We start from the raw sequence: 26,200 nt of genomic DNA, 5'->3' as shown, positions 1-26,200 counted from the left end.
GGCCGCTTTGCGGTTACGGGCGGGAGATTCCAGTGAGTTTGTCCGGGTTGCGCATGATGTAGATGCACTGAATGCGGCCGTCGGCGACGTCCAGCTGGAAGGCACTGTCCGGCTTTCCGTCCACCAGGGTCAGCAGGGCCGGCCCGCCGTTGAGCTCGGTGAGGCGCAGTTCCGTGCCCGGGACGGCCTTCTTCGCCACGCCCAGCAGGAAGCGCGCCACCTTGTCCGCACCCTCCACGACCCGCAGCGCCAGCCGCACCTTGCCACCACCGTCGCCGACCAGACGGACTCCGGGGGCCAGCAGGGAGAGCAGTTCGGCGAGGTCCCCGCCGGCGGCCGCGGCGAGAAACCGTTCGGTGAGGTCGCGCTGCTGCGCCGGGTCCACCTCGTAACGCGGCTTGCGCTCCTCCACGTGCCTGCGCGCCCGCCCGGCGAGCTGGCGGACGGCCGGCTCCGTCCTGTCGAGGACCGCGGCGATCTCCCCGTACGGGAAGCCGAACGCCTCCCGCAGGACGAACACCGCGCGCTCCAGCGGCGACAGCGATTCGAGTACGACCAGGACGGCGAGCGAGACCGAGTCCGCGAGCACCGCGCGCTCGGCGGTGTCGGGGGCGCCGGCGCCGAAGTCCGTCCCGTACGGTTCGGGCAGCCAGGGCCCGACGTACGCCTCGCGGCGCGACTGCACGTGCCGCAGCCGGTCGATGGCGAGCCGGGTGGTGATCGTCACGAGGAAGGCGCGCGGCGTCCGGACGTCCTCGCGGCCCTCTGCGGACCAGCGCAGCCAGGCCTCCTGCACGACGTCCTCCGCGTCGGCGACCCGGCCCAGCATGCGGTAGGCGACCCCGGTGAGCACGGAACGATGCTCCTCGAAGACGGCGGCCCGGTCGTCGCGGGTTTCTGCGGTGTCGGCGTTCACCGGCCCATCCCAGCCCACGGCCCGCACGATGTCCACCCCCGGCGGGCCCCGCGCGCGTACTCCTGTCCGCGCCCTTGAACACTGCGCTACCGGCGGGTAGTCATGACCGACCGTTGACGACCTCAAGGAGCAGCTTCATGACCGCGACCGTCGAGTTCACCGTCCCGTCCCCACGCGGGCCGCGCACCGTCTCCGCCGTGTACGAGCGGACGGGGCGCGGCGAGCCGCTGCTCCTGCTGCACGGCATAGGCCACCACTGGCAGGCCTGGGAGCCCGTGCTGTCGGCGCTTTCGGCCGAGCGCGACGTGATCGCCGTCGACCTGCCCGGTTTCGGGGCCTCGCCCGCCCTCCCCGACGGCATGTCGTACGCCATGGACGCGATGGTGCCCGTCCTGGGCGCGCTGTGCGAGGCACTGGACGTCGAGCGGCCGCACGTGGCGGGGAACTCGCTGGGCGGGCTGTTCGCCCTGGGAATGGGGCGCGAGAAGCTGGCGCGGTCCGTGACGGCGCTCTCGCCCGCCGGGTTCTGGACGCAGCCCGAACGCCGTTACGCCTACGCGACCTTGCGCGGACTGCGGGCGGTGGCGAAGGGAATGCCGCTTCCGCTGGTCGACCGGCTGGCCCGGAGCGGGGCGGGGCGGTCCGCGTTGACCAGCGCGATCTACGCGAAACCGGGGCGGCGTTCGCCCGAGGCCGTCGTCGCCGAGACCCTCGCCCTGCGGGAGGCCGCCGGATTCGAGCCGACGCTGCGCGCCGGGCTGACCGTCCAGTACCGGGACGACATCACCGACATTCCCGTGACGGTCGCCTGGGGGACCCGGGACCGGCTGCTGCCGCGCAGGCAGGGGGTCAGGGCGAAGGGCGTCATACCGGGCGCCCGACTGGTCCGGCTGCCGGGCTGCGGGCACGTTCCGATGAACGACGATCCGGCACTGGTGGCCCGGGTCGTTCTGAGCACCGGTCGCTGACGCGGGCACCCGGAGTGGAGCTGCCGACGGCGCCGATGTCACCCTGACGAGTTACTTGCCGAGTTGGAAAGTAAATGCCAAGCTGGCAATGAGGGAAGTTGTCCGCAGGCTCCGAGGGGGAGACATGAGTGAACACGCCAACGCCGTAACGGCGTTGCGGCGGGCCGAGAAGCTCGAAAGCGCGTCCTGGCGCGGCAGCAACTGGTACGTGCGGTTTCTGCTGCTGTACGGCGCCGCCCAGCTCGTGATGGCCCCGGCACTCGTCCTGGGGCAGGGCCTCGTCGGTACGGCCTCGGCCGTCGGGGTCAACACCGTGGTCATCGCCGCACTGAGCGTCTACATGGCGCGTCAGCGCACGCTCCGCCGGGGTTTCGGGGTTCTGCACGGGGCGGTGGTCGGGAGCTGGGGAGCCGCCTTCGGCCTCACCGCCGGCCTGGGCACTACGGTCTTCCGTGGCAGCCCTTCCTTCGCGGTGGTGGCGACGCTGGCCTGCGCCCTTCCCTTCGCGGTCGCGGCCTGGTTCGAGATACGGAGGCTGGCATGACCGGCAGGGAACCCGGGGCGGGCAAGGGCCTCAAGGCCGTGGACTCACCCGGCTCGCACCCCCGGCACGCACTTGCCCCTCTGTTGAACTCTCCGGTGCGGCTGTCGGTCGTGGCGGCACTCGCTCCTCTGGAGAAGGCCGAGTTCAGTTTCGTGCGGGACCTGGTGGAGGTGTCCGACTCGGTGTTGTCCAAACAGGTGGCCGCGTTGGAGGACGCGGGGTGGGTTTCCGTGCAGAAGGGGCGCATCGAGCGCCGGCCCCGGACCTGGCTGGCCCTCACCCCGGAGGGCCGGGCCGTCTACCGACGCCATCTGGACGCCCTGCGGGCCATCGCGGGCACCTGAACCCGGCCCGCTGCCCGCCTCGCGCACTGCACCCCGCAAACAGTCGGAAGCAAGGGACGCCAGCGGCTGACGACGGTCGGCAACGGCCGGCAACAGTTGCTGCGTACGGGAAATCGCAGCGAATCGACCGGAAGCACGCTTAACCCGTCAGTCACAAACCGTTCGTGATCGCGCAACACCGGTCAGCCACAGTGAGGTCATGACCCACACGAATGACCTCGCCACCGCGAAGAAGCCGTCTCGCCCCCGCCACCACCGGCACCACTGGCGCCGCGACCTCGTCGAACTCGCCGCCCTGTTCACGGCGGTGGCGGTCGCCGACTCGGTAGCGAACATGATCGTGCACGGCCCGGAGGGACCTGTGCTGCTCGTCGTGTCGGCGGTGGCCCTGGCCGCCACCGCCGGCTTCCACACCTGGTGGGCACGCAGGCACAGCCACGCGCCTCCCCCGCCGCCTTCCACTGCGGATACCGGGGCGTCCGCCACGGACCTGGCGGACGACGACCTCCGGGAGACCTCGCTGTGGCGGATGCGCACGACCGTCAAGGACGAGCCGGGGTCGCTGGCCGCGCTGTGCACCGTCCTCGCCGGACTGCGTGTCGACATCCTGACCCTCCAGACGCACCCGCTGGGCGACGGCACGGTGGACGAGTTCCTGCTCCGTGCACCCGCCGCCCTCCAGGCACGGGACCTCTCGCGGGAGATCGCGAACGTCGGCGCCCGGGACACCTGGCTGGAACGGGCCGACGCGCACGACCTGGTGGACACGCCGACCAGGGTGCTCGGACTGGCCACCCGCACCGCCCTCGACGCGGCGGAACTCCCGCTCGCGCTCCGGCAGTTGCTCGGCCGCTGCACCATCCACTCACTGCCCGCGACCACCCTCACCGGACGGCCGACCGGGCAGGACGCACCCGTGGAAGGCGTTCTGGAGGGGACGGTGATGCGGCTGCGCGACCCGTCCGGCGGGGCGATCACCGTGGACCGCCCCCATCTCCCGTTCACGCCGACCGAGTTCGCGCGGGCGCGGGCTCTCGTGGAGCTGGACGCCCGGCTCGGCCCCCGGCTCCCCCGCAGCCAGGACGTGCTGACGCTGCCCGAGGGCAACGCGATCACGATCCGCCGGGCCGGCCCCGACGACATCGAGGCGGCGCTCGCCATGCACGAGCGCTGCTCCGAGCGGACCCTCAACCTCCGCTACCACGGCCCGGTCGGCGACGCGGACCGCTACCTGAAGCACCTTCTCAGCCCCCGCTATGGGCGCACCCTCGCCGTGCAGACCGCCTCCGGCCGTCTCGTCGCCCTCGGCCACCTGTTGTGGGACGGCGACGAGACGGAAGTGGCGCTGATCGTGGAGGACGACTGGCAGCGGCGCGGCATCGGCTCCGAGCTGTTGTCCCGGCTGATGGCGCTGGCCGTCGAGGCGGACTGCGCCAGCGTGTACGCCGTCACCCAGGCGTCCAACACGGGGATGGTCGCCGCGATGCGCGGGCTCGGGCTGCCCCTCGACTACCAGGTGGAGGAGGGGACGCTCGTCGTCACGGCCCGACTCAGTGCGCAGCCGGCACCGGTACGGGCGCAGGTGCCGTCGCTTCCGCACGAACGGCCGTCGCTTCCGCACGAACAGCAGACGACGGCGCACGGTCAGCACCGGTCCGGCCGGAACTGACGGCGGCCGCCGCACCTGCGGACGTGTTCGCGGCGGCCACACCTGCGGCCGCGGCCTCTCCGGCCGCCGCGAGCGCCTCGCACAGGTCCCGCCACAGGTCCTCGACGTCCTCCAGGCCGACCGACATGCGCAGCAGCCGGTCGCTGACGCCCGCCGACCGCCGGTCCCCCTCGGCCACGATCCGATGGCTGATGGAGGCCGGGTGCTGGATGAGGGTGTCCACGCTGCCGAGACTGACCGCCGGGGTGATCAGCCGGACGCCGGCGATCACCGCGTGCGGGTCGCCGTACACCTCGAAGGCGATCATCGCCCCGCCGAGTCGGGGGTAGTGCACACGGGACACGCGCGGGTCGGCCGCGAGGCGGCGGACGAGTTCGGCCGCGGTGGCCGAAGCCGCCCGCATCCGTACCGGCAGCGTGGAAAGGCCCCGCAGCAGCAGGTATCCGGCCAGCGGATGCAGTACGCCACCGGTCGCGAACCGCACCTGGCGCAGCTGTCCCGCGAACTCCTCGTCGCAGGCCACGACGCCGCCGAGCACGTCGCCGTGACCGCCCAGGTACTTGGTCGCGCTGTGCAGCACCAGCCGCGCCCCGTCCTCCGCGGGCCGCTGGAGCACAGGCGTGGCGAAGGTGCTGTCGACGAGCAGCGGCACAGGTCCGCAGGCTTCCGCAACGGCCGCGATGTCGATCTCGGCGAGGGTGGGATTGGCCGGCGTCTCGACCATGACGAGGCCGGTGTCGGGGCGTATCGCCTCGGCGACGGCGGCCGGGTCTCCGCGGTCCACCCAGGTCACCTCGGTGCCCAGCAGCCCGCCCGTCAGCAGGTGGTCGCTGCATCCGTACAGCGGCCGGACCGCCACCACGTGCCGCAGGCCCTGGGAGGACCGTACGAGCAGAACGGCGGTCAGCGCCGCCATTCCGCTCGCGAAGGCGACCGCGCTCTCGGTTCCTTCGAGCCGGGCGAGGGCGTCCTCGAAGCGGGCGGTGGTCGGATTGTCGAGGCGTGCGTACACCGGCGGGCCGTCCGGCCGGGCGCCGGTGGTGGCGAACTCGTCGATGCGGGCGGCCTCGGCCCGGCTGTCGTACGAGGGGTACGTGGTCGACAGGTCGAGCGGCACCGCGTGCACGCCCAGTGCGGCGAGGTCCTCACGGCCGGCGTGCACGGCCCGGGTGGCGAGGGCGTGCGGGACGGTACTCGCGGAGTGCTGGGTGCGGGGCGAGGACTGCGGGGCGCGGGCCTGGGGTGCGGCCTGCGAGCGGGGGGCCCGGGGTGTGGGCGCGGAAGCGTCTCTCATAGTGCGCAGTCTGAACATCCATCGGGGTGAGCTGGAGGGCTCCCGTGCTACGTTCGACGGATGGCTGATTCTGTCGTGCTGGACACGGTCGACCTGCACATTCTGCGGCTGTTGCAGAACGACGCCCGGACGACGTACCGGGAGCTCGCCGCCGAGGTCGGCATCGCGCCCTCCACCTGCCTGGACCGGGTGGGCAGGCTGCGCCGCTCCGGGGTGATCCTCGGACACCAGTTGAGGCTGGACCCGGCGAAGCTCGGGCGCGGGCTCGAAGCGCTGCTGTCCGTACAGGTGAGGCCGCACCGGCGTGAGCTGATCGGCCCGTTCGTGGAGCGGATCCGGGCGCTGCCGGAGTCGCGGGCCCTGTTCCACCTCACCGGCCCGGACGACTACCTGGTGCAGGTGGCGGTGGCGGACACCGCCGACCTCCAGCGCCTCGTACTGGACGAGTTCACCTCGCAGCGGGAGGTCGCCCGGGTGGAGACCCGGTTGATCTTCCAGCAGTGGGACTGCGGGCCGCTGCTACCCCCGGGGCCGGGAAGCTGAACGGGGAAGCTGAACAGACCCGGACGTCCGCCCGTCCGGCACCGGATCTCCGCCGCCGTGCCGCCGTGCCCGCGCCGCGCGATCAGGGTTCCGCCCGAGAACGCCAGTGACGCGAAGGCCCCTCCCGTACGAGGATGTCCGCATGTCAGACAACAGCAAGCCCTTGCCCCGCCAGGTCGCCGACGCGTACGTCGACGACCTGATCGCCCTCGATCCCGTCCTCGGAACCTATTTGGGGGTGAAGCAGAGCGCCCGTGCGCTGCCCGACTACTCCCCCGAGGGCCGGCAGGCCGTCGCCGACCTGGCCCGCCGCACACTGGACGCGCTGGCCGAAGCGGAGAAGCGGCCCGGCGCCGACAGCGACGCCGAACGGCGGTGCGGGCGGCTGCTGCGCGAGCGGCTGACCGCGGAACTCGCGGTGCACGCCGCGCAGGAGGACCTGCGGACCGTGAGCAACCTCAGCGGACCCGCGCACAGCGTCCGCGAGGTCTTCGCGCTGTCCCCGACCGAGACCGAGGCGGACTGGGCGGATCTGGCGGAGCGGCTGCGCGCCGTCCCTTCGGCGTTCGAGGGCTACCGCGCGTCGCTCGAACTCGGCCTCGCGAAGGGCCTGTCGGCGAGCCCCCGGCCGACCGCGACCTTCGTCGAACAGCTCACCGAATGGGCGGGTGACGGGGTGGGCTGGTTCGAGGAGCTGGTGGCCCCGGGCCCCGAGGCCCTGCGCGAGGAACTGGACGCGGCGGGCCGAGCGGCGACCGCGGCGGTCGCCGCGCTGCGCGACTGGATGCGCGACGTGTACGCCCCCGCGGTCGAGGGAGCGCCGGACGCCGTGGGCCGGGAGCGGTACGCGCTGTGGTCGCGCGCCTACAACGGCACCGACCTGGACCTGGACGAGGCGTACGCCTACGGCTGGTCCGAGTACCGCCGGCTGCTCGCCGAGATGAAGGAGGAGGCACAGAAGGTGCTGCCGGGCGCCGCCACCCCGTGGGAGGCCCTCGCCTGGCTCGATGAGCACGGCACCCACATCGAGGGCGTCGAAGAGGTCCGCGACTGGCTGCAGTCCGTGATGGACGAGGCGGTCGACGCCCTGGACGGCACCCACTTCGAACTCGCCGAGAGGGTGCGCAAGGTGGAGTCCCGCATCGCTCCGCCCGGCGGCGCGGCAGCCCCGTACTACACGGCGCCCTCCGAGGACTTCTCCCGTCCCGGCATCACCTGGCTGCCCACCATGGGCGAGACCCGCTTTCCGGTGTACGACCTGGTGACGACCTGGTACCACGAGGGCGTTCCCGGCCATCACCTCCAGCTCGCCCAGTGGACGCACGTGGCCGACCAGCTCTCCCGCTACCAGGCGTCGGTGGGCCAGGTCAGCGCCAACTGCGAGGGCTGGGCGCTGTACGCCGAGCGCCTGATGGACGAGCTGGGCTTCCTCCCGGACGCCGAGCGCAGGCTCGGCTACCTGGACGCGCAGATGATGCGGTCCACGCGCGTCATCGTCGACATCGGCATGCACCTGGGGCTGGAGATCCCGGCGGATTCGCCGTTCCATCCGGGCGAGCGGTGGACGGTGGAGCTGGCCCAGGAGTTCTTCGGCATGTACAGCGGGCGTCCGGCGGACTTCGTGGAGAGCGAGATCACCCGCTATCTCTCCATTCCGGGCCAGGCCATCGGCTACAAGCTCGGTGAACGCGCCTGGCTGCTGGGCCGGGACAACGCGCGCAGGGCGCACGGCGAGTCCTTCGACCTGAAGGCGTGGCACATGGCGGCGCTGTCGCAGGGGTCGTTGGGTCTGGACGACCTGGTGGACGAGTTGTCGCGGCTCTGATCGCACCGAGGGGACGCCGGGTTCCCGGCCCGAACGCGCTTCGGCCGGGGCCCGGCTCCTGCTCCTGCTCGGCGGCTCGCGCCGCCGTCAGCCCCGGCGGAAGCCGCCTTCCGAGTCGATGACCTGTCCCGTCACCCACCGCGCCTCGTCCGTGGCGAGCCAGGTGAGCAACCGGGCCGGGTCGTCGGGCATTCCCCATCGTCCGGACGGGAACCTCGCGGCGACGGCGTCGTGCGCCTCGCCGTCGAGGTAACCGGTGTCCACCGGCCCCGGGTTGACGGTGTTGACGGTCACCGCGAGGTCGGCCAGGGAGGTGGCCAGGGTGCGGGTCGCGGAGGCGAGGGCGCCCTTGGCCAGGGCGTACGCCATCTCCCCCGGCATGCCGCCCGCGAGGTCCTGACCCGAGGTCAGCATCAGGACCCGGCCGCCCGGCGGACGAGCCGGAAGGGCGGCCCGCAGGCGTGCGTACGCCTGGACCAGAAGGATCACCGAGCGGGTGTCGGTCGCCCAGTGGGCGTCGAGCATCGCCACGTCGATGCGGTCCAGGGCCCCGTCGTGACCGCTCAGGGCGTGGTTGGCGACGAGGATGTCGAGGCGGCCGGTCCCCAGTGCTGCGATCGCGGTGGCGACGAGTTCGGCGGGGGCCGTCGGGTCGGTCAGGTCGCCGGGGCCGTGCGCGACGACGGCTGCCGGGTCGGTGCGTGCTTCCCGGACGCCCGCGGCCACTCCTTCGGGGCCCTCCGGGTCCGCGCCCCACGGCTGGGCGGCGTCGTGCGGGACGTGGTGGTGGAGGTAGACACCGGCACCGTACGCGGCGAGGCGGCGGGCCACCGCGTATCCGATGCCGTCGCGGCGGCTCGCGCCGGTGACCAGTGCGGTACGGCCGAGGAGGGGCCGCGCATCGCGGCGCAGGTTCTCGGGGGCGGGGTGCGGAAATCTGGGCATGGTGCGCCATCCTGGCAGGCGCGGCGCTCCCGCGCAGGGGAATTTCGCTCCGGTGCGCGAGGCGTGCACCGGTCCCGGCGGGGTCTCAGCAGCCGCAGTCGTCCGCGCCGACCGGTGCCGTCAGCGGGTCCGCCGCGCGCTGCTCGCGGCCCCGCCGCGTCTCGACCTCGAAGCCCTCGCGGATCCAGTACTCGATGCCGCCGAGCATCTCCTTCACCTGGTGGCCGCGTTGCGCGAGGGCGAGGGCCGCGCGGGTGGCGCCGTTGCAGCCGGGCCCCCAGCAGTAGGTGACGACGGGGACGTCCTTGTCGAGCAGACGTCCGGCCTGCTCGGAGATCAAGGCGGTGGGGAGGTGGAGGGCGCCGGGGATGTGCCCCTGGTCCCAGGACTCCGTGGACCGGGAGTCGATGAGCACGAAGCCGGGGTCGTCGCCCGTGGCGAGTGCGGCGGCGACGTCGGAGACGTCGGCGTGGAAGGCGAGGCTCGCCCCGAAGTACGCGGCGGCGGCAGCGGGGGACGCCGGTGGGACACGGAGAACGGGGTGGGAAGCGGAAGCCGTGCGGTGTGCCGTGGTGTCGGTCATGGCTGAGAATCTATGGGCGGTGAGCCCAGGGCTGAAGTGGATTGCCACGGGGCATCTCTTGATCTGCCGTGGATTCCCCTGTTGTCTGTGCGCATGACCGGATATTCGCCTGACGCCACGGACTGGCGCATTCTCGAAGCGCTGCAACGGGAAGGGCGTGCCAGTTTCGCCGAGTTGGCGCGGACCGTCTCGATGTCGCCGAGCGCCGTGACCGAGCGGGTGCGCCGCCTGGAGGAGGCGGGCGTGATCTCCGGGTATGCGGCCGTGGTCGAGCCCGAGCGGCTCGGGATGCCGATCCTGGCGTTCGTCCGGCTCCGCTATCCGCACGGCAACTACAAGCCGTTCCACGATCTCCTGGACGCGACCACCGAAGTGCTGGAGGCACATCACGTCACGGGCGACGACTGCTTCGTGCTGAAGGTCGCGGCGCGCTCCATGCAGCACCTGGAAGAGGTGTCGGGCCGGATCGGCGCGCTCGGTTCGGTGACGACGAGCGTCGTCTACTCCTCGCCGCTGCCGCGCCGCGCGATAAGCCCCTGACGGCAGGCCATCCCTGATCGCCGGGGAACCGCGTCCGGTCGTCGGTTCGCCGCTTCGACGGACGCGTGCGGGTCGGGGCGCCGGGCCCGGGGCACATGAGCGCGCGGGCAGCATCGCCCGAGCTCCCCGGACGGACGGAGCCCCACCCGTGAGGGAGCAGCAGTCCACCTCGCGCGAAGGCCGGCAGCCGCCGTTGGCTGCCGGGCCGCAGGAACGCGCCCGGCCGCGGCAAGGGCCGCGGGAGGAGGGCGCACGGCCGGCGACCGCCGCGGCACCCGCTCCGGCGCGACCGGCGGCCCCGGGCGCACCGAGCGAGCCGAGCGCCCCCACGGCTTCCGGCTTCCGGCTTCCGGCTTCCGGCTTCCGGCTTCCGGCTTCCGGCTTCCGGCTTCCGGCTTCCGGCGAAAGGGTGGCACCCCTTCGTCAAAGGTGGTGACGCACCGCCGAACCGTGGCGCTGCTTGACGACCTCCAGCCGGGTGCCGATGCGTTGCCGCAGGTCGGCCACGTGGCTCACGATGCCGACGCTGCGGTTGCGTTCGCGCAGGGCGTCCAGGACGTCGATGACCTCGTCCAGGGTCGCCTCGTCGAGGCTGCCGAACCCTTCGTCGATGAAGAGCGTGTCCAGGCGCACCCCGCCCGCCTCGTCGGTGACCACGTCCGCGAGGCCCAACGCGAGCGCCAGCGAGGCGAAGAAGGTCTCGCCTCCGGACAGGGTGGCGGTGTCGCGCTCGCGTCCGGTCCAGGAGTCGACGACGTGCAGTCCGAGGCCGGCCCTGCGGGTGCCGCTGCCGGCCGTCCGTTCGTCGGAGTGGACGAGGGTGTAGCGGCCGTCCGACATGCGGTGCAGACGGGCCGTCGCGGCAGCGGCGACCTGTTCGAGGCGGGCCGCGAGGACGTAGGACTCCAGGCGCATCTTGCGTTCGTTGTCGGCGGAGGTACCGGCGGTGAGTCCGGCGAGGCGGGCCACCCGTTCGTACTCCTCGCGCAGCGGGCCGAGTCGGCGCGCCTCCGCCTCGGCCTGACGGGCCAAGCGGGCCAGGGCCGCGCAGCGTTCGCGGGCCGAGTCGTACGCGGAGGTGGCGTCGCGCTGGGCGCGTTCGGCGGCGTCGAGTGCGGCCCGCGCCTCCTGCGGGTCGGCGGCCGGCCGGTCGGCGGCTCCGGCGGCGTCGGTCTCCCTCAGTCGTTCGGCGACGGCCGCCCGTTCGGACTGCCAGGCGTCGATGCGGTGCTGGAGCTCGCGCTGCCGTACGTCGTCCAGGAGGGCGTCCGCGGCGTCCTGGGGGGTGGCGAAGCCGGCCTTGAACGCGGCGTCCGCGAGTGCGCCGTCGGCCTCCTTGAGCCGCTGCGCCGTCGCCTCGTAGGCCCGTACCGTCTCCGCGGCCCCGGCGAGCAGTTCGGCCCGGTGGCGCAGCAGTACGAAGCGCTCCTCCACGCTGCCCGCCTCGCCGCGCACCCGCATCAGCTCCTGGGCGAGGGCGGCCAGCTCCCGGTCGAGGGCCTCACGGTGCGAGGTCCGTGCGGCGCCGCGGCGTTCTGCCTGTTCGCGGGCTTCGAGCCGACGGGTGTACTCCCCCTCCGCCCGGTCGAGTGCTTCTCGCGCGGCGTGCATGTCACCCGCCCGTGTGTGCGCCGTCGCATGGTCGCGCTGCACCTCGTGGGCGTGTGCGGCGAGTTCGGTGACGCTCGCGTCGCCGGCTGCGGCCTGTGCGGCGGCGAAGCTCTCCCTCAGCCGGGACAGGGCGCTCTCCGCCCGGGTCCTGGACTCGTCGGCTCGGCCGTACCCTGCCTCGGCCTCCTGTTCGGCGGTGCGGTCGACGTGGCCGGTTCCGGCACGGGCGGGCGCGGGGTGTTCGGTGGCGCCGCAGACCTTGCACGCCTCGCCGTCGGCCAGTTGGGCGGCCAGTTCGGCGGCGATTCCGCTCAGCCGGCGTTCGCGCAGGTCGAGCCAGCGTTCGCGGGCGTCGCCCGCCGCTGTCCTGGCCCTCTGCACTTCCTGCGCCGCCAGGTCGACCTGCTCGGCGAGGCCGTCGCGGCGGCGGGCCGCGTCGAGCCGGGCGCGGGCCGGCTCCAGCTGCGACTCCAGGTGACCGGCACGGGTGGCCGCCTCCTGTGCGGCCTCGATGCGCTCCTGGTGCTGTTGCCGTACGGAGTCCCACTCGGCGAGCCAGTCGTCGGCGTCCTGACGCAGCTCGTCGTCGGCGCGGGCCTCGCGGTCCAGGGCGGCGCGTTCGGCGGCGATGTCGGCGCTGCGGCGCTCGGCCCGGCGGGCGGCGTCGAGGCCGCCCAGTTCCTGCCGGATGCGTCGTTCCCGCTCGGCCAGCTGGTCGGCTCCGGCGTCCGTGAGGGCGGGCGGCAGCTGGGCGCGGAAGTCTTCGTACGCCCGTGTCGCGGCGCGGTGCTCCCGGTCGGCGGCCTGCCGCACGGCCAGTGCGGGGGCGACCCGGTCGGCGGCGCGGGCCCGCTCCTGCCGGGCGCGCCACCGTTCGTACTCCTCCCGGCGGGCGTCCAGGGCGTCGGCGCGTCGGCGGGTGTCGGCGTACCGCTCCTGAAGCCGGTCCAGTTCGCGTTGCTCCTCCAGGGCGCGGCGGGCGGCGGCCTGCCTGCTTTCGGCGGCGGCGACCGCCCAGGCGGCGATGTCGCGGCGCTCGGCCGCGCCGCTGCGGGCGACGGCCGCCCAGGTCAGCACGGAGGCGGCCAGTCCGGGGTCGCCGGGCCGCTCCTCGGGGCGTGGCCAGTCACAGGCGGCCGGTCCGGCCGCCTCCGCGGTCCGTTCGGCGAGCGCGAGCAGCTTGTCGTCGCCCGCCTTTACCTGCTGTTCGGCGGTGCGCCGCAGGTCGGCCAGGCGCTCCTCCACGGCGGCGAAGCGGCGGGTGTCGAAGAGTTTGCCGAGGAGCTTGCCGCGGGCTTCGGCGTCCGCGCGCAGGAAGCGGGCGAAGTCCCCCTGCGGAAGCAGCACGACCTGGCAGAACTGTTCCCGGTTCATCCCGACGAGCTGGGTGATCTCCTCGCCGATCTCCTGGTGGGAGCGGCTCAGCGCCTGCCACTGGCCCGTCTGCGCGTCGTACTCGCTGAGCCAGCTCTGCGCCTTCTCGGTGACGAACCCGGTGCGGCGGCCCTTCTTGGGACGGAGCTGCGCGGGACGCCGGGTGACCGCCAACCGCCTTCCCCCGACGGTCAGTTCGAGGACGACCTCCGTGAGCACCCCGGGCGGGGCGTGGTCGCTGCGCAGGGTGAGACCACGTCCCTCGCGGGCACCCGGGACCGAGCCGTACAGGGCGAAGCAGACGGCGTCCAGGACGGAGGTCTTGCCCGCACCGGTCGGCCCGTGCAGCAGGAACAGACCGCCGGAGGACAGTGCGTCGAAGTCGACCTTCTGGGTCGCGCCGAAGGGCCCGAAGGCGGTGAGGAGCAGGGAGTGCAGTCTCATCGGGCCACCTCGCGCACGTCCTGGTCGACGCGCACGTCGTCGAACGCGCCCCGCAGCACGGCCCGTTCCCGGCCGTCGGGTCCGCTGCCGCCGCGTACGTGCGCCACGAAGTCCTCCGCGATCTGCCGGTCGTCGCGCCCCTTGAGTCGCTGGGCGTACGAGAGGTGCTCGCTCTCGGGGGTGCGTTCGGGCGCGAAGACCAGGCTGACCGTGTGCGGGAAGCGCGCGCAGAGCCTCGCCATCGGGTCGTCGGGCCGCACCGGGTCGGTGAGCGTCGCCTCCACCCAGGAATCCTCGTGCCTGGCCAGCGCGGGGTCGTCGAGCAGTTCCTCCAGCGTGCCGCGGAGCCGGGCGAGCGGGCGGGGAACGGGGCAGTCGAGGCGTTCGGCGGCGATCTCCCCGGCCGGACCGAGGTCGATCAGCCACATCGTCTTGCGGTGGGTGGCCTCGGAGAAGGAGTACGCGAGGGGCGAGCCGGAGTAGCGGACCCGTTCGGTGACGGTCTGCGCGCCGTGCAGATGGCCGAGGGCGACGTAGTCGACGCCGGCGAAGACCCCGGCGGGGACGGCGGCGACGCCTCCCACCGTGATGTCGCGCTCGCTGTCGCTGGGCTCGCCACCGGCGACGAAGGCGTGCGCGAGGACGACGGAGCGGGTGCCGTCGGGCCGGGCGGCGAGGTCGGCGCGGACCTGGTCCATGGCGGCGGCAAGTACCTGTTCGTGCCGCGCCCTGGTCGCGCCGAGCAGGTCCCGTACGAGTGCGGGCTCCAGGTAGGGCAGGCCGTAGAAGGCGACCTCGCCGTGCGCGTCGGACAGCACGACGGGGGTGGCGCAGCCCGCCGGGTCGGTGCGCAGGTGGATCCCTGCGCGCTCGATGAGGCCCGCGCCGACGCCCAGCCGACGGGCCGAGTCGTGGTTGCCCGAGATCATCACCGTGGGCACCTGCTCCGCGGCGAGCCGGTGCAGGGCCCGGTCGAAGAGCTCCACGGCGGCGAGCGGCGGAACCGCCCGGTCGTACACGTCTCCGGCGACCAGCACGGCGTCCACCTCGTGCGCGCGGACCGTCGCCACCAGGTGGTCGAGGTACGCGGCCTGGGCGTCGAGCAGTCCCACGCGGTGGAAGGACCGGCCCAGGTGCCAGTCGGACGTGTGCAGAAGCCTCATGGTTCACGAGAGTAAAGGCAGGGTCCGACAACCAGGGCGGCAACGGTGGAATCCGCTCCCCCCGCAGGTCCCGCGCACCCCTGCGCGACGCGGTTCCTCAGGCGTCGCCGTACGCTTCTCCGCCGAGCTCGAACGCGGCCGTCCCCGCCGTCGCATCCGCGAGCCAGCCGCGGAACGCGGCCACGTCGGCGTCGGGCAGCCCGATCCCGATGGTCACGGCCTCCCCGTACGACACCTCGCGCACCGACCGCCCCGTAGCCCGAAGGTCGTTCTCCAGCTTTCCCGCCCGCTGGTGGTCCACGGTGACGGTCGCCAGCCGGAACCGCTGCCGGGTGATCGTCCCCAGTTCGTCGAGGGCCTCGCCGACCACACCTCCGTACGCTCTGATCAGGCCGCCCGCGCCGAGCTTGACGCCGCCGTAGTAGCGGGTCACGACGGCGACCACATAGCGCATCTCGCGGCGCATCAGCATCTGGAGCATCGGCGCTCCCGCGGTGCCGCCGGGTTCGCCGTCGTCACTGGCCCTCTGGATTCCGGCGTCTGCCCCGACGACGTACGCGTAGCAGTGGTGGGAGGCGGTCGGGTGTTCCTTGCGGACGCGGGCGACGAAGTCCTGCGCCTGCTGCTCGGTCGCGGCGGGCGCGAGGGCGCAGAGGAAACGGGATCTGTTGATCTCGGCCTCGTGCACGCCCGCCTGGGCGACGGTCCGGTACTGCTCTGCCATTCCACCCACCCTATGCGGAAGGGGGAATCCCTTTCCCCACCGGTACGTTCTCCCCAGGACACGCACCTATGGGAGGCACCGCATGTACGGCGACCACGCGACCGTTCGCAAGATCCTCACCGAGAGCGGCGACACCTGGGCGGTGGTCGGCCTCTCCGCCAATCAGGCGCGGGCGGCGTACGGCGTCGCGGCCGTCCTCCAGCGCTTCGGCAAGCGGATCGTTCCCGTCCACCCGAAGGCGGAGACGGTCCACGGCGAGCGGGGGTACGCCTCTCTGGGGGAGATCCCCTTCCCGGTGGACGTCGTGGACGTCTTCGTGAACAGCGACCTCGCGGGCCAGGTCGCCGACGAGGCCGTCGCCGTCGGCGCGAAGGCGGTCTGGTTCCAGCTCGGAGTGATCGACTCCGCGGCGTACGCACGAACGCGGGAGGCGGGCCTGGAGATGGTGATGGACCGCTGCCCGGCGATCGAGATCCCCCGGCTGGGCTGAGCGGCGGCGGCCTCGGCCGTCATGACACGGGACCGGGCCGTCGGCGTGAGGACCCGGCCGTCAGCGTACGGACGGGCAGGGCCTTCCGTACGCTGCCGCGCGTGCCTCGAAGCCCGGCGGCAGCCAGCCGTGCGTAAGCAGCCGGGGGTGGGCGGGGAAGGCCGCGTGGGCGGCGAGGACGAAGATCAGGGACGCCCAGAGGCTGTGCAGGCGGACCGTGGTGTAGCCCTTGCCGTTGATGTCGTGGAAGGCGCACTCGATGGTGTCGGGGCCGGCCAGGTCCATCGTCGCCAGGCCGTTCCAGGGGAGGTCGAGCCAGGACTGCGGGTGCGAGAAGATCGCGCGCTGGTCGGTGACGGTGACCTCGCCCTGCCCCTCCCCCACCCAGCGGGGCTGGGCGGCGGCCATCGCCTGGTTCCTGCGGGAGGCGTTGCCCATGGCGTTGACGGCGAGGGCGCCGACAACGAAGCCGGTGGACCCCATGGCCATGGTGCTGGACCGGTTGTACGAGCCGTCGCCCAGCGCCCGCCAGGTGGAGCGGGCGGCCGGGCCGGAAGCGAGGGACAGCTCGCCGGGGTTCAGGCGGGCGGTGGTGGGCAGCGGCGGCCGGTGGTGGAGGCGGCCCTGGGTGAGGTCGTGGACGACACCGCAGGTGTAGAGCAGATGGTCGTCCAGCGGGCCCCACGGCGGCCCGCCCTGGGCCTGTGCCAGCGCCTGGGCCTGAGCCGGTGTCAGGGCACGGCCCTGCACCTGTGCCGGGAGCGCCGGCGCTCCCGGCTGCACCGGGTGGGTGTTCTCGTCCACGGGTCCCCCGTTCACATTTCGCGACCACTGACGGCCATCGTAGGGATGGGGAGCGCCCGGGTCACCTTTCGGAGCGGCGGAGGTCACCACGCGGGCGGCGGTGGGACAGTCTCGGCGGTGGGCGGTGGGCGGTGGGACAGTCGGCGGGGGCCGCCGTCGCCACGCGAAAGGTGGCGACAGCCGGCAGGCGGCGACGGTCACCACGCGGAGAAGGCACGGCAGTCGGCCGTCGGCGCCGGTCACCTCGCGGGAGGGATGGCCGTGGCGACCGTCATCTCCATCGGTTGCGGGCCGTCGTTGCGGTAGGCGTGCGGGACGTCGGCCTCGAAGGTCGCCGAGGTCCCGGCGGGCATCGGATAGGAGGTGCCGTCGACGACCAGGGTGAGCTCGCCCGCCGTGACGTGGAGGAGTTCCGTGGTGCCCGTGGGGTGCGGGTCCGAGGTGGAGGCGTCGTTGGGCATGAGCAGCCAGGACCACAGTTCGAGGGGTCCGCGGCTCTGGGTGCCGACGAGGAGCGTGGCGCGGCTGCCCGCGGGGGTGGACCACATCGTCACGTTGTGTGGGGGCGTCACCAGGCGTACGCGGGCGCCCTGTTCGTGGTCCAGGAGTGTGGCGATGCTGATGCCGAGGGCGTCGGCGAGCTTCACCGTGGTGCCGACACTGGGGTTGGTGCGGGCCTGCTCGACCTGGATGATCATGCCCCGGCTGACGCCCGCGCGGGCGGCCAGGGCGTCGAGCGTGAAGCCTCGCTCCGACCGCCACCTCTTGAGGTTGCGGGCGAGCGACTGGGTGAGCTGGTCGAGGTCCGACACGTTCCGTCCGTCCGCTGTGCGAGGTGGCCCAGTCCGTCCAGCATGGTGAACGGAGAGTTCAGTTTACTGGGGCCGTGCGAGCGGGATCGGCTCGCTCAGGACGCTTCCTTGTCCAACTCCGCCAGCGCGACGAGTTGTTCCGGAGTGATGTCCGCGGGTATCGGCACCGGGGCGGGCGTGCGCAGCGGTGGCTGCCAGCCGTCCTCCCCCTCCCAGCGGCGTACGATCCGGGCCGGGGCGCCCGCGACCACCGCGTGGTCGGGCACGTCGCCCCGTACGACCGCGCCCGCCGCGACGACGACGTTGCGGCCGAGCCGGGCGCCCGGCAGGATCACCGCGTTGGTGCCGACCCAGCAGCCCGGACCGATCTCCACGGGCTCCATGCGCGGCCACTGCTTGCCGACGGGCTGGTCGGGGTCGTCGTAACTGTGGTTGGTGGTCGTGACGTACACGTAGGGACCGAAGTAGCAGTCGTCGCCGATGGTGACGGCGGTGTCGGCGATGACGTGACTGCCGCGGCCGAGGACGACGCCGTTGCCGAGGGTGAGGATCGGGTCGGGGCCGAGGTCGAGGTCGGGCATCATGCCGGCGGTGAGGGTCACGTTCTCGCCGATGATGCAGTAGTCGCCGAGGTGGATCCACGGTTCGCCGAAGACGGTGCCCTGGGGGAAGGCGAGCTTGGTGCCGTGCCCGATCGACCCGAACCGCAGTCTCCCCGGGCGTTGCGCGCTCACCGCTCCGGCCTGCTGGATCAGCCGCCAGCCGTCGTGCACGGCGCGGGTCGTCGCCCGGCGCCGCCAGGCCGTGAGGGCGGCGAGCGAGGCAGGGAAGGAGAACGTGTTTCTGTTCTTCGGCACGCGCACACGGTAGTCGTCGGGACGGTTCGGATCACGGGGAAGCCCTGTGATCTGCCCCACCGGAACGGCACGGGCGGAGGGCCGTACGGCGCACTGGGACGGTGCGCCCTACGGCCCTCCGCCGGCTCCGGTCGTGCCGCACCCCGGGTGGGATACCTGGGGTGGCACGCGGGTCAGAGGTGAAGGTCCGGGCCGGGGTCGAGGTGCCCGTGGTGGTGCCACGGGCGGTCCGGGCAGGACCGGGGGCCGTGGTCGGTCGGGCAATGGCCCGCCACTGCCGTCGATGAGGCCTTCTGCTGCACCGTACTCGCCGAAGCCGTCCCGGCGAGGGGCGCGATCGCGATGACAGCCAAGGCCGAAGCCGCCACCGCACGTCCGACTATGGTGCGCATTTGCTCTCCTGTCGAGGAGTGATAGGACGCAAGTAGGCATACCGTGCACGATCCGCACCATGACGAAGCCGTCCCCCTTACGCCCCTTCGGACCCGCGGCGCGGCCGGACGCAGCAGTCCCGGTGGCGGGCCTACGGAATCCGTGCGGCGCACCCGGCCCCGTTCCTCCGCGTGGGCTCGGCCAGCGCCTCAGTCGTGCTCCCGTACCGCCTGTGCGTGCTGCTGTGCCAGGTCGCGGTACATGAGCGCGTTGACCTTGATGCCCTCGCGCTCCTCCTCGGTGAGTTCCCGCCGCACCTTCGCCGGCACCCCGGCCACCAGCGAGCCCGGCGGGACCCGCATGCCCTGCGGGACCAGCGCCTGGGCCGCCACCAGCGAACCGGCGCCGATGTGGGCCCCGTTGAGGACCGTCGCCCCCATGCCGATCAGGACGTCGTCCTCGACGGTGCAGCCGTGCAGGACGGCGTTGTGGCCGACGGACACCCGCTCGCCGACGGTGACGGGGAAGCCGGGGTCGACGTGGACGGTGCAGTTGTCCTGGATGTTGGTGTCGGCACCGAGCACGATCGGGCCGCAGTCGGCGCGGAGCACCGCGTGGTACCAGAGGCTTGCCCCCTCGGCCATGGTGACTTCGCCGACCACGACAGAGGTGGGGGCGACGAAGACCCCGGACGCGAGGCGGGGCTGCTTGCCGCCGACACCCATGACCAGATGGCGGTCCGACCGGTCTGCTGTTCCTGTCATTGCGTACTCCCTCGTACGTACTCGTGCCGTCGCCCCGGGGCACGCCGGGCAGGCCGCCCGGCCCGGCGGCGCGCCGGGCAGCCTATCCCGCTGGTCAGGACCGCGACGGCGGCGTCCCCGGGGGCGCAGTGCGGTCGGATCCGCCCTCGGGGTCGAGTGCGGCAGGCCCGCTCACGCCGGCGGGCCGGGGCCGCACACGGTACGGGGCCGGTGCCCCGCCTCCGCCGAGGCGGGCCACCGGCCCCGTACCTGAAGTCCCGCTGTCCGCCTACTTGTTGGGCCGCAGTGTCCAGACGACGGTCATGTCGCCGGTCACCGCGCCGTCCTCGCGGGTGATCGCGATCTCGACGGGGAACTCCGGGCGCTCGCCCGCGTCGAGTTCGGCGACGACGTCGGCGATCGGGCGGCCGAGGGTCGCGGTCGCCGTGACGACGCCCATGGCGAGCTTCTTGTAGCCGATCTCGGCCTTGACGGCGAGCGGCACGGCGCGCGTCAGCTGATCGCCGAAAGCGGCGATCACGATCGCGCCGCTCGCCGACTCGGCAAGGGTGAACATCGCTCCGGCGTGGGGTCCGCCGACGTGGTTGTGGTAGGCGGGCTGGTCCGGCAGCCGGACGACCGCCCGCTCGGGGGTGGTCTCCAGGAACTCCAGGCCCAGTGTGGCGGCCATGGGAACCGTGGCGGCGAGCATCTCGCCGACGGACATCTGATCTGCGCTCATGGACCGGGATGTTACCCATGAGTAGCAGTTCTTGGCCATCCCTCCCCGAGGTCCCCCCCGCTCTGCGCCGGGGGCGGCGGTGGCCCTGCCGCCCCCTCCCCTCTATGGTTACTCGCCATGTGGCCAGGACAGCAGCCGCCCGGGGGCGAGCAGAACCCGCAGGACCAGAATCCGTACCAGCAGCCGGGGTACCAGACACCGCCACCGCCCGGTCAGCCGCCGGCCGGTGGCCCGCAGCCGACCCCTCCGCCGGGTCAGCCGCCGGCGATGCCCGGCAGTTACCAGCAGCCCGCTCCGGCACCCGGTTACGGATACCCCGCGCCGGGCTCCGTGCCGACGCCGCCGTCCGGGTCCAACCCGTACGCGGACCACTACACGGTCCCCATGCAGCCCGGCCCCGTCGGTCCGGGCGGGCCCAAAGGCCCGCCGGACGACAAGAAGAAGAACATGATCACCGCCGTGGTGGCGGGCGTCGTGGTGGTGGCGGCCCTCGCCGCCACCGGCATCTTCGTCCTCGGGGACAAGGACGATACGCAGGACCGGGCCGACGGCAGGAGCCCGTCGCAGTCGCCCACCGCCGCCGCCTCGCAGCAGCCGGGTGCGGGCGCCTCCGACCCGGCGGCGCCCGCTCCCGGCGGCAGCGTGGCCAACCCGCGCGCGGGCGGCGACGTCAAGCCGACCGTTCCGGGCTGGAAGGTCGTCGTCAACCCCAAGCACGGCTCCGTGTTCGAGGTTCCGCCGGAGTGGAAGGTGGGCTCGTCGGGCACGATGATGGGCTTCGAGGACAAGGCGGGCAAGACGCTCGCCATCATGTCCTCGGTCGCGGAGCTCAAGGACAAGTGGTGCACCGACGACGGCGACAAGGACGGGAAGCAGGAGGACACCACCCTGTCCCAGTCGGGCACCACCGGCACCATCACGGGCGCCAAGAACACCGCCGAGGTGGCCCAGGGCCAGGCGGGCAACTGGGTGTTCGGCGGGTACGCGCAGGAGGCCAGGGACAAGGTCAAGGTAGGCAAGGGCGAGCCCTACACCACGGCCTCGGGTCTTGAGGGCAGCCTTTCGCTGGCGACCGCGATCGGCGTGAAGAAGACCTCCAAGTGCGTCACTGACGGCAAGGCGTACGCCTTCAGCTTCAAGAACGCCAAGGGCGACTTCCGGACGTGGATCCTGCACAGCGCCAAGGGCGTCCCGGACGAGGTGCCCGACGCGACGGTCAAGAAGATCCTCAGCACCGTCCGTCTGGCCGCCGAATAGCCGCCTCACCCGGGGGGGCTTCCGCCGACCGATGGGGGTCCGCCGCGATCGCGCGGAGGGCCCCCGTTCCGTCGGTTCCCTGTCGGCGTCCCGGGCTCACCCCACGCCGAAGGCCCCCTCGGGCGGCACCGGTGACGCCACCGCGTCCGCGTCGGACACCGCTGTCGCGCCGTTGACGAAGCGGCCGAGCGACGCCCCGTGTTCGACACGGGCGGGGAAGGCGTCCGCCGCGGTACGCCGGGCGAGCGCGCCGGTGTCGATGGGTTCCTGCGAGGCGACCAGGACCGCGTTCCCGAACCGTCTTCCGCGCAGCACCCCGGGCTCCGCGATCAGCGCGAGTTCGGCGAACTCGCCACCGAACGTGGCGAGTTGGGAGCGCAGGAAATCGAAGGGCGCGCCGTCCGCGAGGTTCGCCGCGTAGATCCCGCCCGGCCGCACCACCCGCGCCGCCTCCCGGGCGTATCCGACCGAGGTGAAGGCCGCGGGCACCCTCGATCCGCCGAAGACGTCCGCGATCAGCACGTCGGCGCAGGCGTCGCCCGCCTCCTCCAGCCAGGCCCGCCCGTCCTGCCCGTACACGGAGATCCCGGCGCCGCCCGCGGGCAGCGGCAGATGCTCGGTCACCAGCGCGAGCAGCCCCCGGTCGGACTCCACCACGTCCTGCCGGGAGCCGGGGCGGGTGGCGGCGACGTACCGGGGCAGCGAGAGTCCGCCGCCGCCCAGGTGCACCACGTCGAGCGGGGCGCCGTCCTCCGCCGCGCAGTCGACGACGTGGGCGAGCCTGCGCGCGTACTCGAACTCCAGGTACGCGGGCTCGTCCAGGTCGACGTACGACTGGGGCGCGCCGTCGACCGTGAGGAGCCAGGCACGTGCCCGGTCGACGTCGGGCATGAGTCTGGCAGTTCCGCCGTCGACGTCCCGGACGACGGGCACGGATTCGTTCATCCGCCCAGTGTCCCCCGCGGCGCGCCGTCCCCTCTCACGGCTGCCACACCGCCGCCACCGACCGGGCCTCGGCGGCGGCCTGCTCCCGTCCCGCACGGGCCGCCGACGCGCGGGCGGCCGGGTCGAGCGAGTTGCGGCCGAACGCCTTCCGCGCCGCGGCTGACGGCATGACGACGCAGGTCCTCGCCCCGTTCGCGGACAGTTCTGCGGCCTGCGCGGCCGGGGAGACGACGACCTTGTTGCCGAGCGTGCTGGGCGCGAGGACGACGACGCGGTGGTATCCGGTGGCGAGGTGGGCGTTGGCGGCCGAGTGGACCCCGCCGTCGATCCAGGCCCGTCCCGCGAGGGTGACCGGCGGCCAGTGGCCGGGTACGGCGCAGCTCGCGGCGACGGCGTCCACCACCGGCACCCCGCTCGCCCGGTCGAAGGCGCGCAGCGCCCCGGTGAGCGCGTCGACGGCGGTGACGCGCAGGGGCCGCGCGGGCCACTCGTCCGACAGCAGTCTCTCCGCGATCACCTCGCGCCGTTCCTCCGGCGTCGGGGTCCGGCCCTTCTCCAGGGCGTCGAGGGCGATCCGGCCGAGCCTGCGCCCGTACTCCTCGGGGCTGTGCGAGCCGAGCACCGCCCGCGCGTACCGGATGAAGAGCCCGGGGGTGATGCCTCCGGCGGCCCCGCCGCCCGGTGGGGCCGCGAGCTGTCGCGCGTACAGCTCGCCGAGCGACATGCGCCCGGACAGCAGTTGGGCGCCGACCATCGCCCCCGCCGAGCTTCCGACGACGAGGTCCGCCGTGCTCAGGTCCACGCCGGACTCGGCGAGGCCGTGCAGCATGCCGATCTCCCAGCCGACGCCGGTGAGCCCGCCCGCTCCGAGGACCAGTGCGGTGTCCGCGCCCGGCGGCCGGCCCGTGGTGTCTGCCGTGTCTGCCATGGGCCGAAGTCTCGCGCACGAAAGGAGGCCCCACGCCCCCGGGGGCCTCCTCGCGTCGCGCCCGGCAGGAGGGGGGGTCCGCCGCCGGGCTTCCCGTACGGTGCGGAAGCTCTTCCTCCGCTCGCCCCTCCCCGGGCAGCGGTTTCCGGTCGGCCTTCCCTTCGTGCAGCGGTACGGTTCCGCACGCGCTCCCGGGGCCGGACGGCTCGGGCCCGGCCTACGCCGTAGCGGTGGCCCCGCCGGACGGTTCGTCGGCGGCCGGCCCGTCGACCGGCTCCTCCTGCTCCGCCGGTTCTTCGAGCTGGGCGCGCAGGTAGTTCCAGATCACCGCGGTCAGCGCGGCCACCGGTACGGCGAGGAGGCTGCCGACCACACCGGCCAGGTTTCCGCCCAGCACCACCACCAGCAGCACCACCGTCGCGTGCAGGCCCAGCCCACGGCTCTGGATCATGGGCTGGAAGACGTTGCCCTCCAGTTGCTGCACCACCACGATGATCGCCAGGACGATCAGCGCGTCCGTCAGACCGTTCGACACCAGGGCGATGAGCACGGCGACGAACCCGGCAAAGAAGGCGCCCACGATCGGCACGAACGCGGACACGAAGGTGAGTACCGCCAGCGGCAGCACCAGCGGAACGCCCAGGATCCACAGGCCGATGCCGATGAACACGGCGTCGATGAGTCCGACGAGCGCCTGGGAGCGGACGAAGGTGCCCAGCGTCTGCCAGCAGCGCGTGGCCACGGCCGGCACGTCGGTGGCGAGGCGGCCGGGGAGCTGGCGGGTGAGCCACGGCAGGAAGCGCGTGCCGTCCTTGAGGAAGAAGAACATCAGGAAGAGCGCCAGCACGGCGGTGACCACGCCGTTGGCCACCGCGCTCACGCCCGTCCCGAAGGCGGTCACCACGCTGCCCGCGCTGTTCTGCACGCGGTCGACGGCGGCGTCGAGGCCGTGGGTGATCTGGGCGTCGTCGATGTTGAGCGGAGGTCCCGCCGCCCACTCGCGCAGCTGTTGGATGCCCGCGACCACCCCCTTGGTCAGCTCACCGGACTGGGAGGCCACCGGCACCGCGATCAGTGCCACGATGCCGGCGAAGAGGACCAGGAAGAGCACCGTCACCAGGGACGCGGCCGGCGCGGGCCGCCATCCGTGCCTGCGCAGGAACCTGGTGGCGGGCCAGGTGAGCGTGGTGAGGAGGAGGCCCACGGCCAGCGGCCAGACCACCGACCACATCTTCCCCACCAGCCACAGGGCGACGGTGGTCATCGCGAGCACCAGAAGCAGATCGACGGATACGCGTGCCGTGCGCCGGAGCACGGCGGCGGTTTTCTCGGAGCTCAACATGGGGGCCATTCTGCTCGGTGGGACCTGGGCGGTGAGCACCGGCAGGAGTGGGTCCCTTTCCGGCGTACAGCCTCTCCTGCCCACCGCGGCGGCGGTGTCGTGCTACCCGGGTTCCGGATTTTCGCGACCGACGTCACGTCCAGCGGCCCGTTTTCCCACCCTTTCCTCCCGTACGCTCGCGGGGTGACGTCCTGTGTCCTGACCAAGGTCTGCGCCGACTTCGAGCGGCGCTTCGCCGAATTCGCCTTCGAGCCCGGTTTCGCCGCCGCGGTCGACCAGCATGTGGCCGAGATCCGCGAGCGGCTCGGCGCGCACAGTGCCGGCCTGGAGCCCCCCGCGCCCGACCGGGCCGCGCTCGCCGACTACGCGCTGGGGTTCGTGGACGCGCTGACGGAGACCGGGTGGCACGAGCCGGTCGCGTACGACTACGCCGTGTGCCGGCTGACCGCGCTGAGCTATCTCGTACGGCGCCACCGCCTGGTCGCCCCACGCACCTGACCCGGCCGCGCACGAGAGTGCGGGACCGGGCCGGGGTCGTGCGGGGTGCGTACGTCACGCTTCGGACGGCGTCACATGGGGTCGACCCGTTCGGTGTCCGTGACGGGCTGGTTGCGCAGCGCGTCCTCGCGGCCCGACTGGTAGGCGTTGTCGGGCGTGCCGGCGGCGGGCTGCTGGGCCCGCATCCGGCCGGTCTCCGCCTCGGCCGTGTCCATCCAGCGTTCGATGCGCCCGCGCATCGGCTGGATCATGGCGCCGCCGACGCCGACGACGAGGATGCCCGCGACCGCGGCCAGCGTGGCGATGAGCACCGGCTGGGTGACGGTGGTGGCGATGCCGACCTGGCCGAGTGCCGCGATCACGCCGAGGGCGACGATGACCGCCCAGACGATCCGGGCCACCATCGGCCCGTACGAGGCGGCCGACAGCACGCCGGAGACCACGCCGCGCACGGCGTTGGCGATCGCCATGGCGACCACGACCAGGACCAGGGCGACCAGCGCCCGCGGCAGCCAGGCCACGATGCCGTCGATCATGCCGCTGACCGGGTTGGGTCCGAACACGCCGAACGCGAGCTGGAGGGTGACCAGCAGCAGGGCGTAGTACACGACCTTGCAGACCAGTGAGGTCGCGTCGTACTGGGAGTCGTTGAAGACGCGGGCGGAACCCGCCCGTTCGCTGAGCCGTTCGAAGCCGACCTTGCGCAGGACCCGGTCGAGCACCTTGGCGATCATCTTCGAGATGATCCAGCCGACCACGAGGATCACCAGGAACGCGGCGAGCTTCGGGACGAACTGGGCCACCTTGGACCAGGCATCGGTGATGCCCTGCTGGAACTCGACCGCGAGCACGCTGTCCGCGGGGAGTCGTATCTGGGGAGTGGGCAGGATCTGGGGTGAGAGCACGATCAGACCTTTCGTCGA

The 26,200-nt window shown here is 73.0% G+C and carries 26 protein-coding genes; 10 read left to right on the top strand and 16 right to left on the bottom strand.

Annotated elements, in window-relative coordinates; all coding sequences use genetic code 11:
- Positions 1-13: 13 nt before the first annotated feature.
- Positions 14-916, bottom strand: a complete 903-nt coding sequence (locus ACQPZG_RS29470; RefSeq protein WP_433548719.1) for an RNA polymerase sigma-70 factor — start codon at positions 914-916, stop codon at positions 14-16.
- Positions 917-1,053: 137 nt separating this feature from the next.
- Here ACQPZG_RS29470 and ACQPZG_RS29465 point away from each other — a divergent pair, with 137 nt between their 5' ends.
- The 4 genes from ACQPZG_RS29465 (at position 1,054) to ACQPZG_RS29450 (ending at position 4,441) form a co-directional block, all read left to right on the top strand.
- Positions 1,054-1,884, top strand: coding sequence for an alpha/beta fold hydrolase (locus ACQPZG_RS29465; RefSeq protein ID WP_433548718.1), 831 nt, complete (start codon positions 1,054-1,056; stop codon positions 1,882-1,884).
- A gap of 124 nt (positions 1,885-2,008) precedes the next feature.
- Complete coding sequence (locus ACQPZG_RS29460; protein ID WP_433548717.1) at positions 2,009-2,428, top strand: hypothetical protein; 420 nt, start codon at positions 2,009-2,011, stop codon at positions 2,426-2,428.
- Positions 2,425-2,772, top strand: coding sequence for a winged helix-turn-helix domain-containing protein (locus ACQPZG_RS29455; protein WP_433548716.1), 348 nt, complete (start codon positions 2,425-2,427; stop codon positions 2,770-2,772). Before ACQPZG_RS29460 ends, ACQPZG_RS29455 begins: the two co-directional genes overlap by 4 nt.
- Before the next feature lie 199 nt (positions 2,773-2,971).
- Entirely contained in the window at positions 2,972-4,441 is a 1,470-nt protein-coding gene (locus ACQPZG_RS29450) for a GNAT family N-acetyltransferase (protein WP_433548715.1), read from the top strand.
- Here ACQPZG_RS29450 and ACQPZG_RS29445 read toward each other — a convergent pair.
- The gene (locus ACQPZG_RS29445) at positions 4,323-5,735 is read right to left on the bottom strand and encodes a trans-sulfuration enzyme family protein (RefSeq protein WP_433548714.1); all 1,413 of its coding nucleotides are present in this window, start codon (positions 5,733-5,735) and stop codon (positions 4,323-4,325) included. The two genes, ACQPZG_RS29450 and ACQPZG_RS29445, sit on opposite strands and share 119 nt — an antisense overlap.
- Positions 5,736-5,795: 60 nt before the next feature.
- Here ACQPZG_RS29445 and ACQPZG_RS29440 point away from each other — a divergent pair, with 60 nt between their 5' ends.
- Together ACQPZG_RS29440 and ACQPZG_RS29435 are read left to right on the top strand one after the other, a co-directional pair.
- Positions 5,796-6,278 (top strand): Lrp/AsnC family transcriptional regulator, encoded by a 483-nt coding sequence (locus tag ACQPZG_RS29440; protein WP_433548713.1) that lies wholly within the window; start codon positions 5,796-5,798, stop codon positions 6,276-6,278.
- 142 nt (positions 6,279-6,420) lie between these two features.
- Positions 6,421-8,103 (top strand): DUF885 domain-containing protein, encoded by a 1,683-nt coding sequence (locus ACQPZG_RS29435; protein ID WP_433548712.1) that lies wholly within the window; start codon positions 6,421-6,423, stop codon positions 8,101-8,103.
- A gap of 87 nt (positions 8,104-8,190) precedes the next feature.
- Here ACQPZG_RS29435 and ACQPZG_RS29430 read toward each other — a convergent pair whose 3' ends face one another.
- Both ACQPZG_RS29430 and ACQPZG_RS29425 read right to left on the bottom strand, forming a co-directional pair.
- Positions 8,191-9,048: an SDR family oxidoreductase gene (locus tag ACQPZG_RS29430; protein WP_433548711.1), complete on the bottom strand. Its 858-nt coding sequence runs from the start codon at positions 9,046-9,048 to the stop codon at positions 8,191-8,193.
- 85 nt (positions 9,049-9,133) lie between these two features.
- On the bottom strand, positions 9,134-9,631 hold the full coding sequence (locus ACQPZG_RS29425) for a rhodanese-like domain-containing protein (RefSeq protein WP_433548710.1): 498 nt from the start codon (positions 9,629-9,631) through the stop codon (positions 9,134-9,136).
- Positions 9,632-9,724: 93 nt separating this feature from the next.
- Between ACQPZG_RS29425 and ACQPZG_RS29420 the strand changes: the two genes are divergently transcribed.
- Positions 9,725-10,171 (top strand): Lrp/AsnC family transcriptional regulator, encoded by a 447-nt coding sequence (locus ACQPZG_RS29420; RefSeq protein WP_433548709.1) that lies wholly within the window; start codon positions 9,725-9,727, stop codon positions 10,169-10,171.
- A gap of 423 nt (positions 10,172-10,594) precedes the next feature.
- Here ACQPZG_RS29420 and ACQPZG_RS29415 read toward each other — a convergent pair whose 3' ends face one another.
- From ACQPZG_RS29415 to ACQPZG_RS29405, 3 genes are all read right to left on the bottom strand, one after another.
- Complete coding sequence (locus ACQPZG_RS29415; protein WP_433548708.1) at positions 10,595-13,600, bottom strand: AAA family ATPase; 3,006 nt, start codon at positions 13,598-13,600, stop codon at positions 10,595-10,597.
- Entirely contained in the window at positions 13,597-14,763 is a 1,167-nt protein-coding gene (locus ACQPZG_RS29410; protein ID WP_433548707.1) for an exonuclease SbcCD subunit D, read from the bottom strand. Before ACQPZG_RS29410 ends, ACQPZG_RS29415 begins: the two co-directional genes overlap by 4 nt.
- 97 nt (positions 14,764-14,860) lie before the next feature.
- Positions 14,861-15,487, bottom strand: a complete 627-nt coding sequence (locus ACQPZG_RS29405) for a YigZ family protein (RefSeq protein ID WP_433548706.1) — start codon at positions 15,485-15,487, stop codon at positions 14,861-14,863.
- Between the two features lie 82 nt (positions 15,488-15,569).
- Here ACQPZG_RS29405 and ACQPZG_RS29400 point away from each other — a divergent pair, with 82 nt between their 5' ends.
- A complete protein-coding gene (locus ACQPZG_RS29400; RefSeq protein WP_433548705.1) occupies positions 15,570-15,977 on the top strand; it encodes a CoA-binding protein in 408 nt (135 codons plus the stop codon).
- Positions 15,978-16,037: 60 nt separating this feature from the next.
- Here ACQPZG_RS29400 and ACQPZG_RS29395 read toward each other — a convergent pair whose 3' ends face one another.
- From ACQPZG_RS29395 to ACQPZG_RS29375, 5 genes are all read right to left on the bottom strand, one after another.
- Positions 16,038-16,781 carry a hypothetical protein gene (locus ACQPZG_RS29395; protein ID WP_433548704.1) on the bottom strand — a complete coding sequence of 248 codons (744 nt, stop codon included), beginning with the start codon at positions 16,779-16,781 and terminating at the stop codon, positions 16,038-16,040.
- A gap of 239 nt (positions 16,782-17,020) precedes the next feature.
- A complete protein-coding gene (locus tag ACQPZG_RS29390) occupies positions 17,021-17,593 on the bottom strand; it encodes a helix-turn-helix domain-containing protein (RefSeq protein ID WP_433548703.1) in 573 nt (190 codons plus the stop codon).
- Positions 17,594-17,688: 95 nt separating this feature from the next.
- A complete protein-coding gene (locus ACQPZG_RS29385) occupies positions 17,689-18,450 on the bottom strand; it encodes an acyltransferase (RefSeq protein ID WP_433548702.1) in 762 nt (253 codons plus the stop codon).
- 581 nt (positions 18,451-19,031) lie between these two features.
- Complete coding sequence (locus tag ACQPZG_RS29380; RefSeq protein ID WP_433548701.1) at positions 19,032-19,586, bottom strand: gamma carbonic anhydrase family protein; 555 nt, start codon at positions 19,584-19,586, stop codon at positions 19,032-19,034.
- Positions 19,587-19,854: 268 nt separating this feature from the next.
- Positions 19,855-20,292 (bottom strand): DUF4442 domain-containing protein, encoded by a 438-nt coding sequence (locus ACQPZG_RS29375; protein ID WP_433549596.1) that lies wholly within the window; start codon positions 20,290-20,292, stop codon positions 19,855-19,857.
- Positions 20,293-20,424: 132 nt separating this feature from the next.
- On the opposite strand from ACQPZG_RS29375, the gene ACQPZG_RS29370 reads away from it, so the two are divergent.
- On the top strand, positions 20,425-21,564 hold the full coding sequence (locus ACQPZG_RS29370; RefSeq protein WP_433548700.1) for a hypothetical protein: 1,140 nt from the start codon (positions 20,425-20,427) through the stop codon (positions 21,562-21,564).
- Positions 21,565-21,660: 96 nt separating this feature from the next.
- Here the strand turns inward: ACQPZG_RS29370 and ACQPZG_RS29365 are convergent, their stop codons facing one another.
- The 3 genes from ACQPZG_RS29365 to ACQPZG_RS29355 all read right to left on the bottom strand — a co-directional run bounded on the left by ACQPZG_RS29365 (position 21,661) and on the right by ACQPZG_RS29355 (position 24,788).
- Entirely contained in the window at positions 21,661-22,509 is an 849-nt protein-coding gene (locus ACQPZG_RS29365; RefSeq protein ID WP_433548699.1) for a spermidine synthase, read from the bottom strand.
- Positions 22,510-22,543: 34 nt separating this feature from the next.
- The gene (locus ACQPZG_RS29360) at positions 22,544-23,437 is read right to left on the bottom strand and encodes a patatin-like phospholipase family protein (RefSeq protein ID WP_433548698.1); all 894 of its coding nucleotides are present in this window, start codon (positions 23,435-23,437) and stop codon (positions 22,544-22,546) included.
- 217 nt (positions 23,438-23,654) lie between these two features.
- Positions 23,655-24,788, bottom strand: a complete 1,134-nt coding sequence (locus ACQPZG_RS29355) for an AI-2E family transporter (protein ID WP_433548697.1) — start codon at positions 24,786-24,788, stop codon at positions 23,655-23,657.
- A 174-nt stretch (positions 24,789-24,962) separates the two neighbouring features.
- Between ACQPZG_RS29355 and ACQPZG_RS29350 the strand changes: the two genes are divergently transcribed.
- Positions 24,963-25,277 (top strand): DUF6401 family natural product biosynthesis protein, encoded by a 315-nt coding sequence (locus ACQPZG_RS29350; protein WP_433548696.1) that lies wholly within the window; start codon positions 24,963-24,965, stop codon positions 25,275-25,277.
- A gap of 71 nt (positions 25,278-25,348) precedes the next feature.
- Here the strand turns inward: ACQPZG_RS29350 and ACQPZG_RS29345 are convergent, their stop codons facing one another.
- The gene (locus tag ACQPZG_RS29345) at positions 25,349-26,182 is read right to left on the bottom strand and encodes a mechanosensitive ion channel family protein (RefSeq protein ID WP_433548695.1); all 834 of its coding nucleotides are present in this window, start codon (positions 26,180-26,182) and stop codon (positions 25,349-25,351) included.
- Positions 26,183-26,200 lie beyond the last annotated feature (18 nt).

Source organism: Streptomyces sp. CA-294286 (genome assembly GCF_050947155.1).
Classification (GTDB): Bacteria; Actinomycetota; Actinomycetes; order Streptomycetales; family Streptomycetaceae; genus Streptomyces.
Note: the sequence above shows the minus strand (reverse complement) of the source record. Positions and strands in the feature narration are given on the sequence as shown.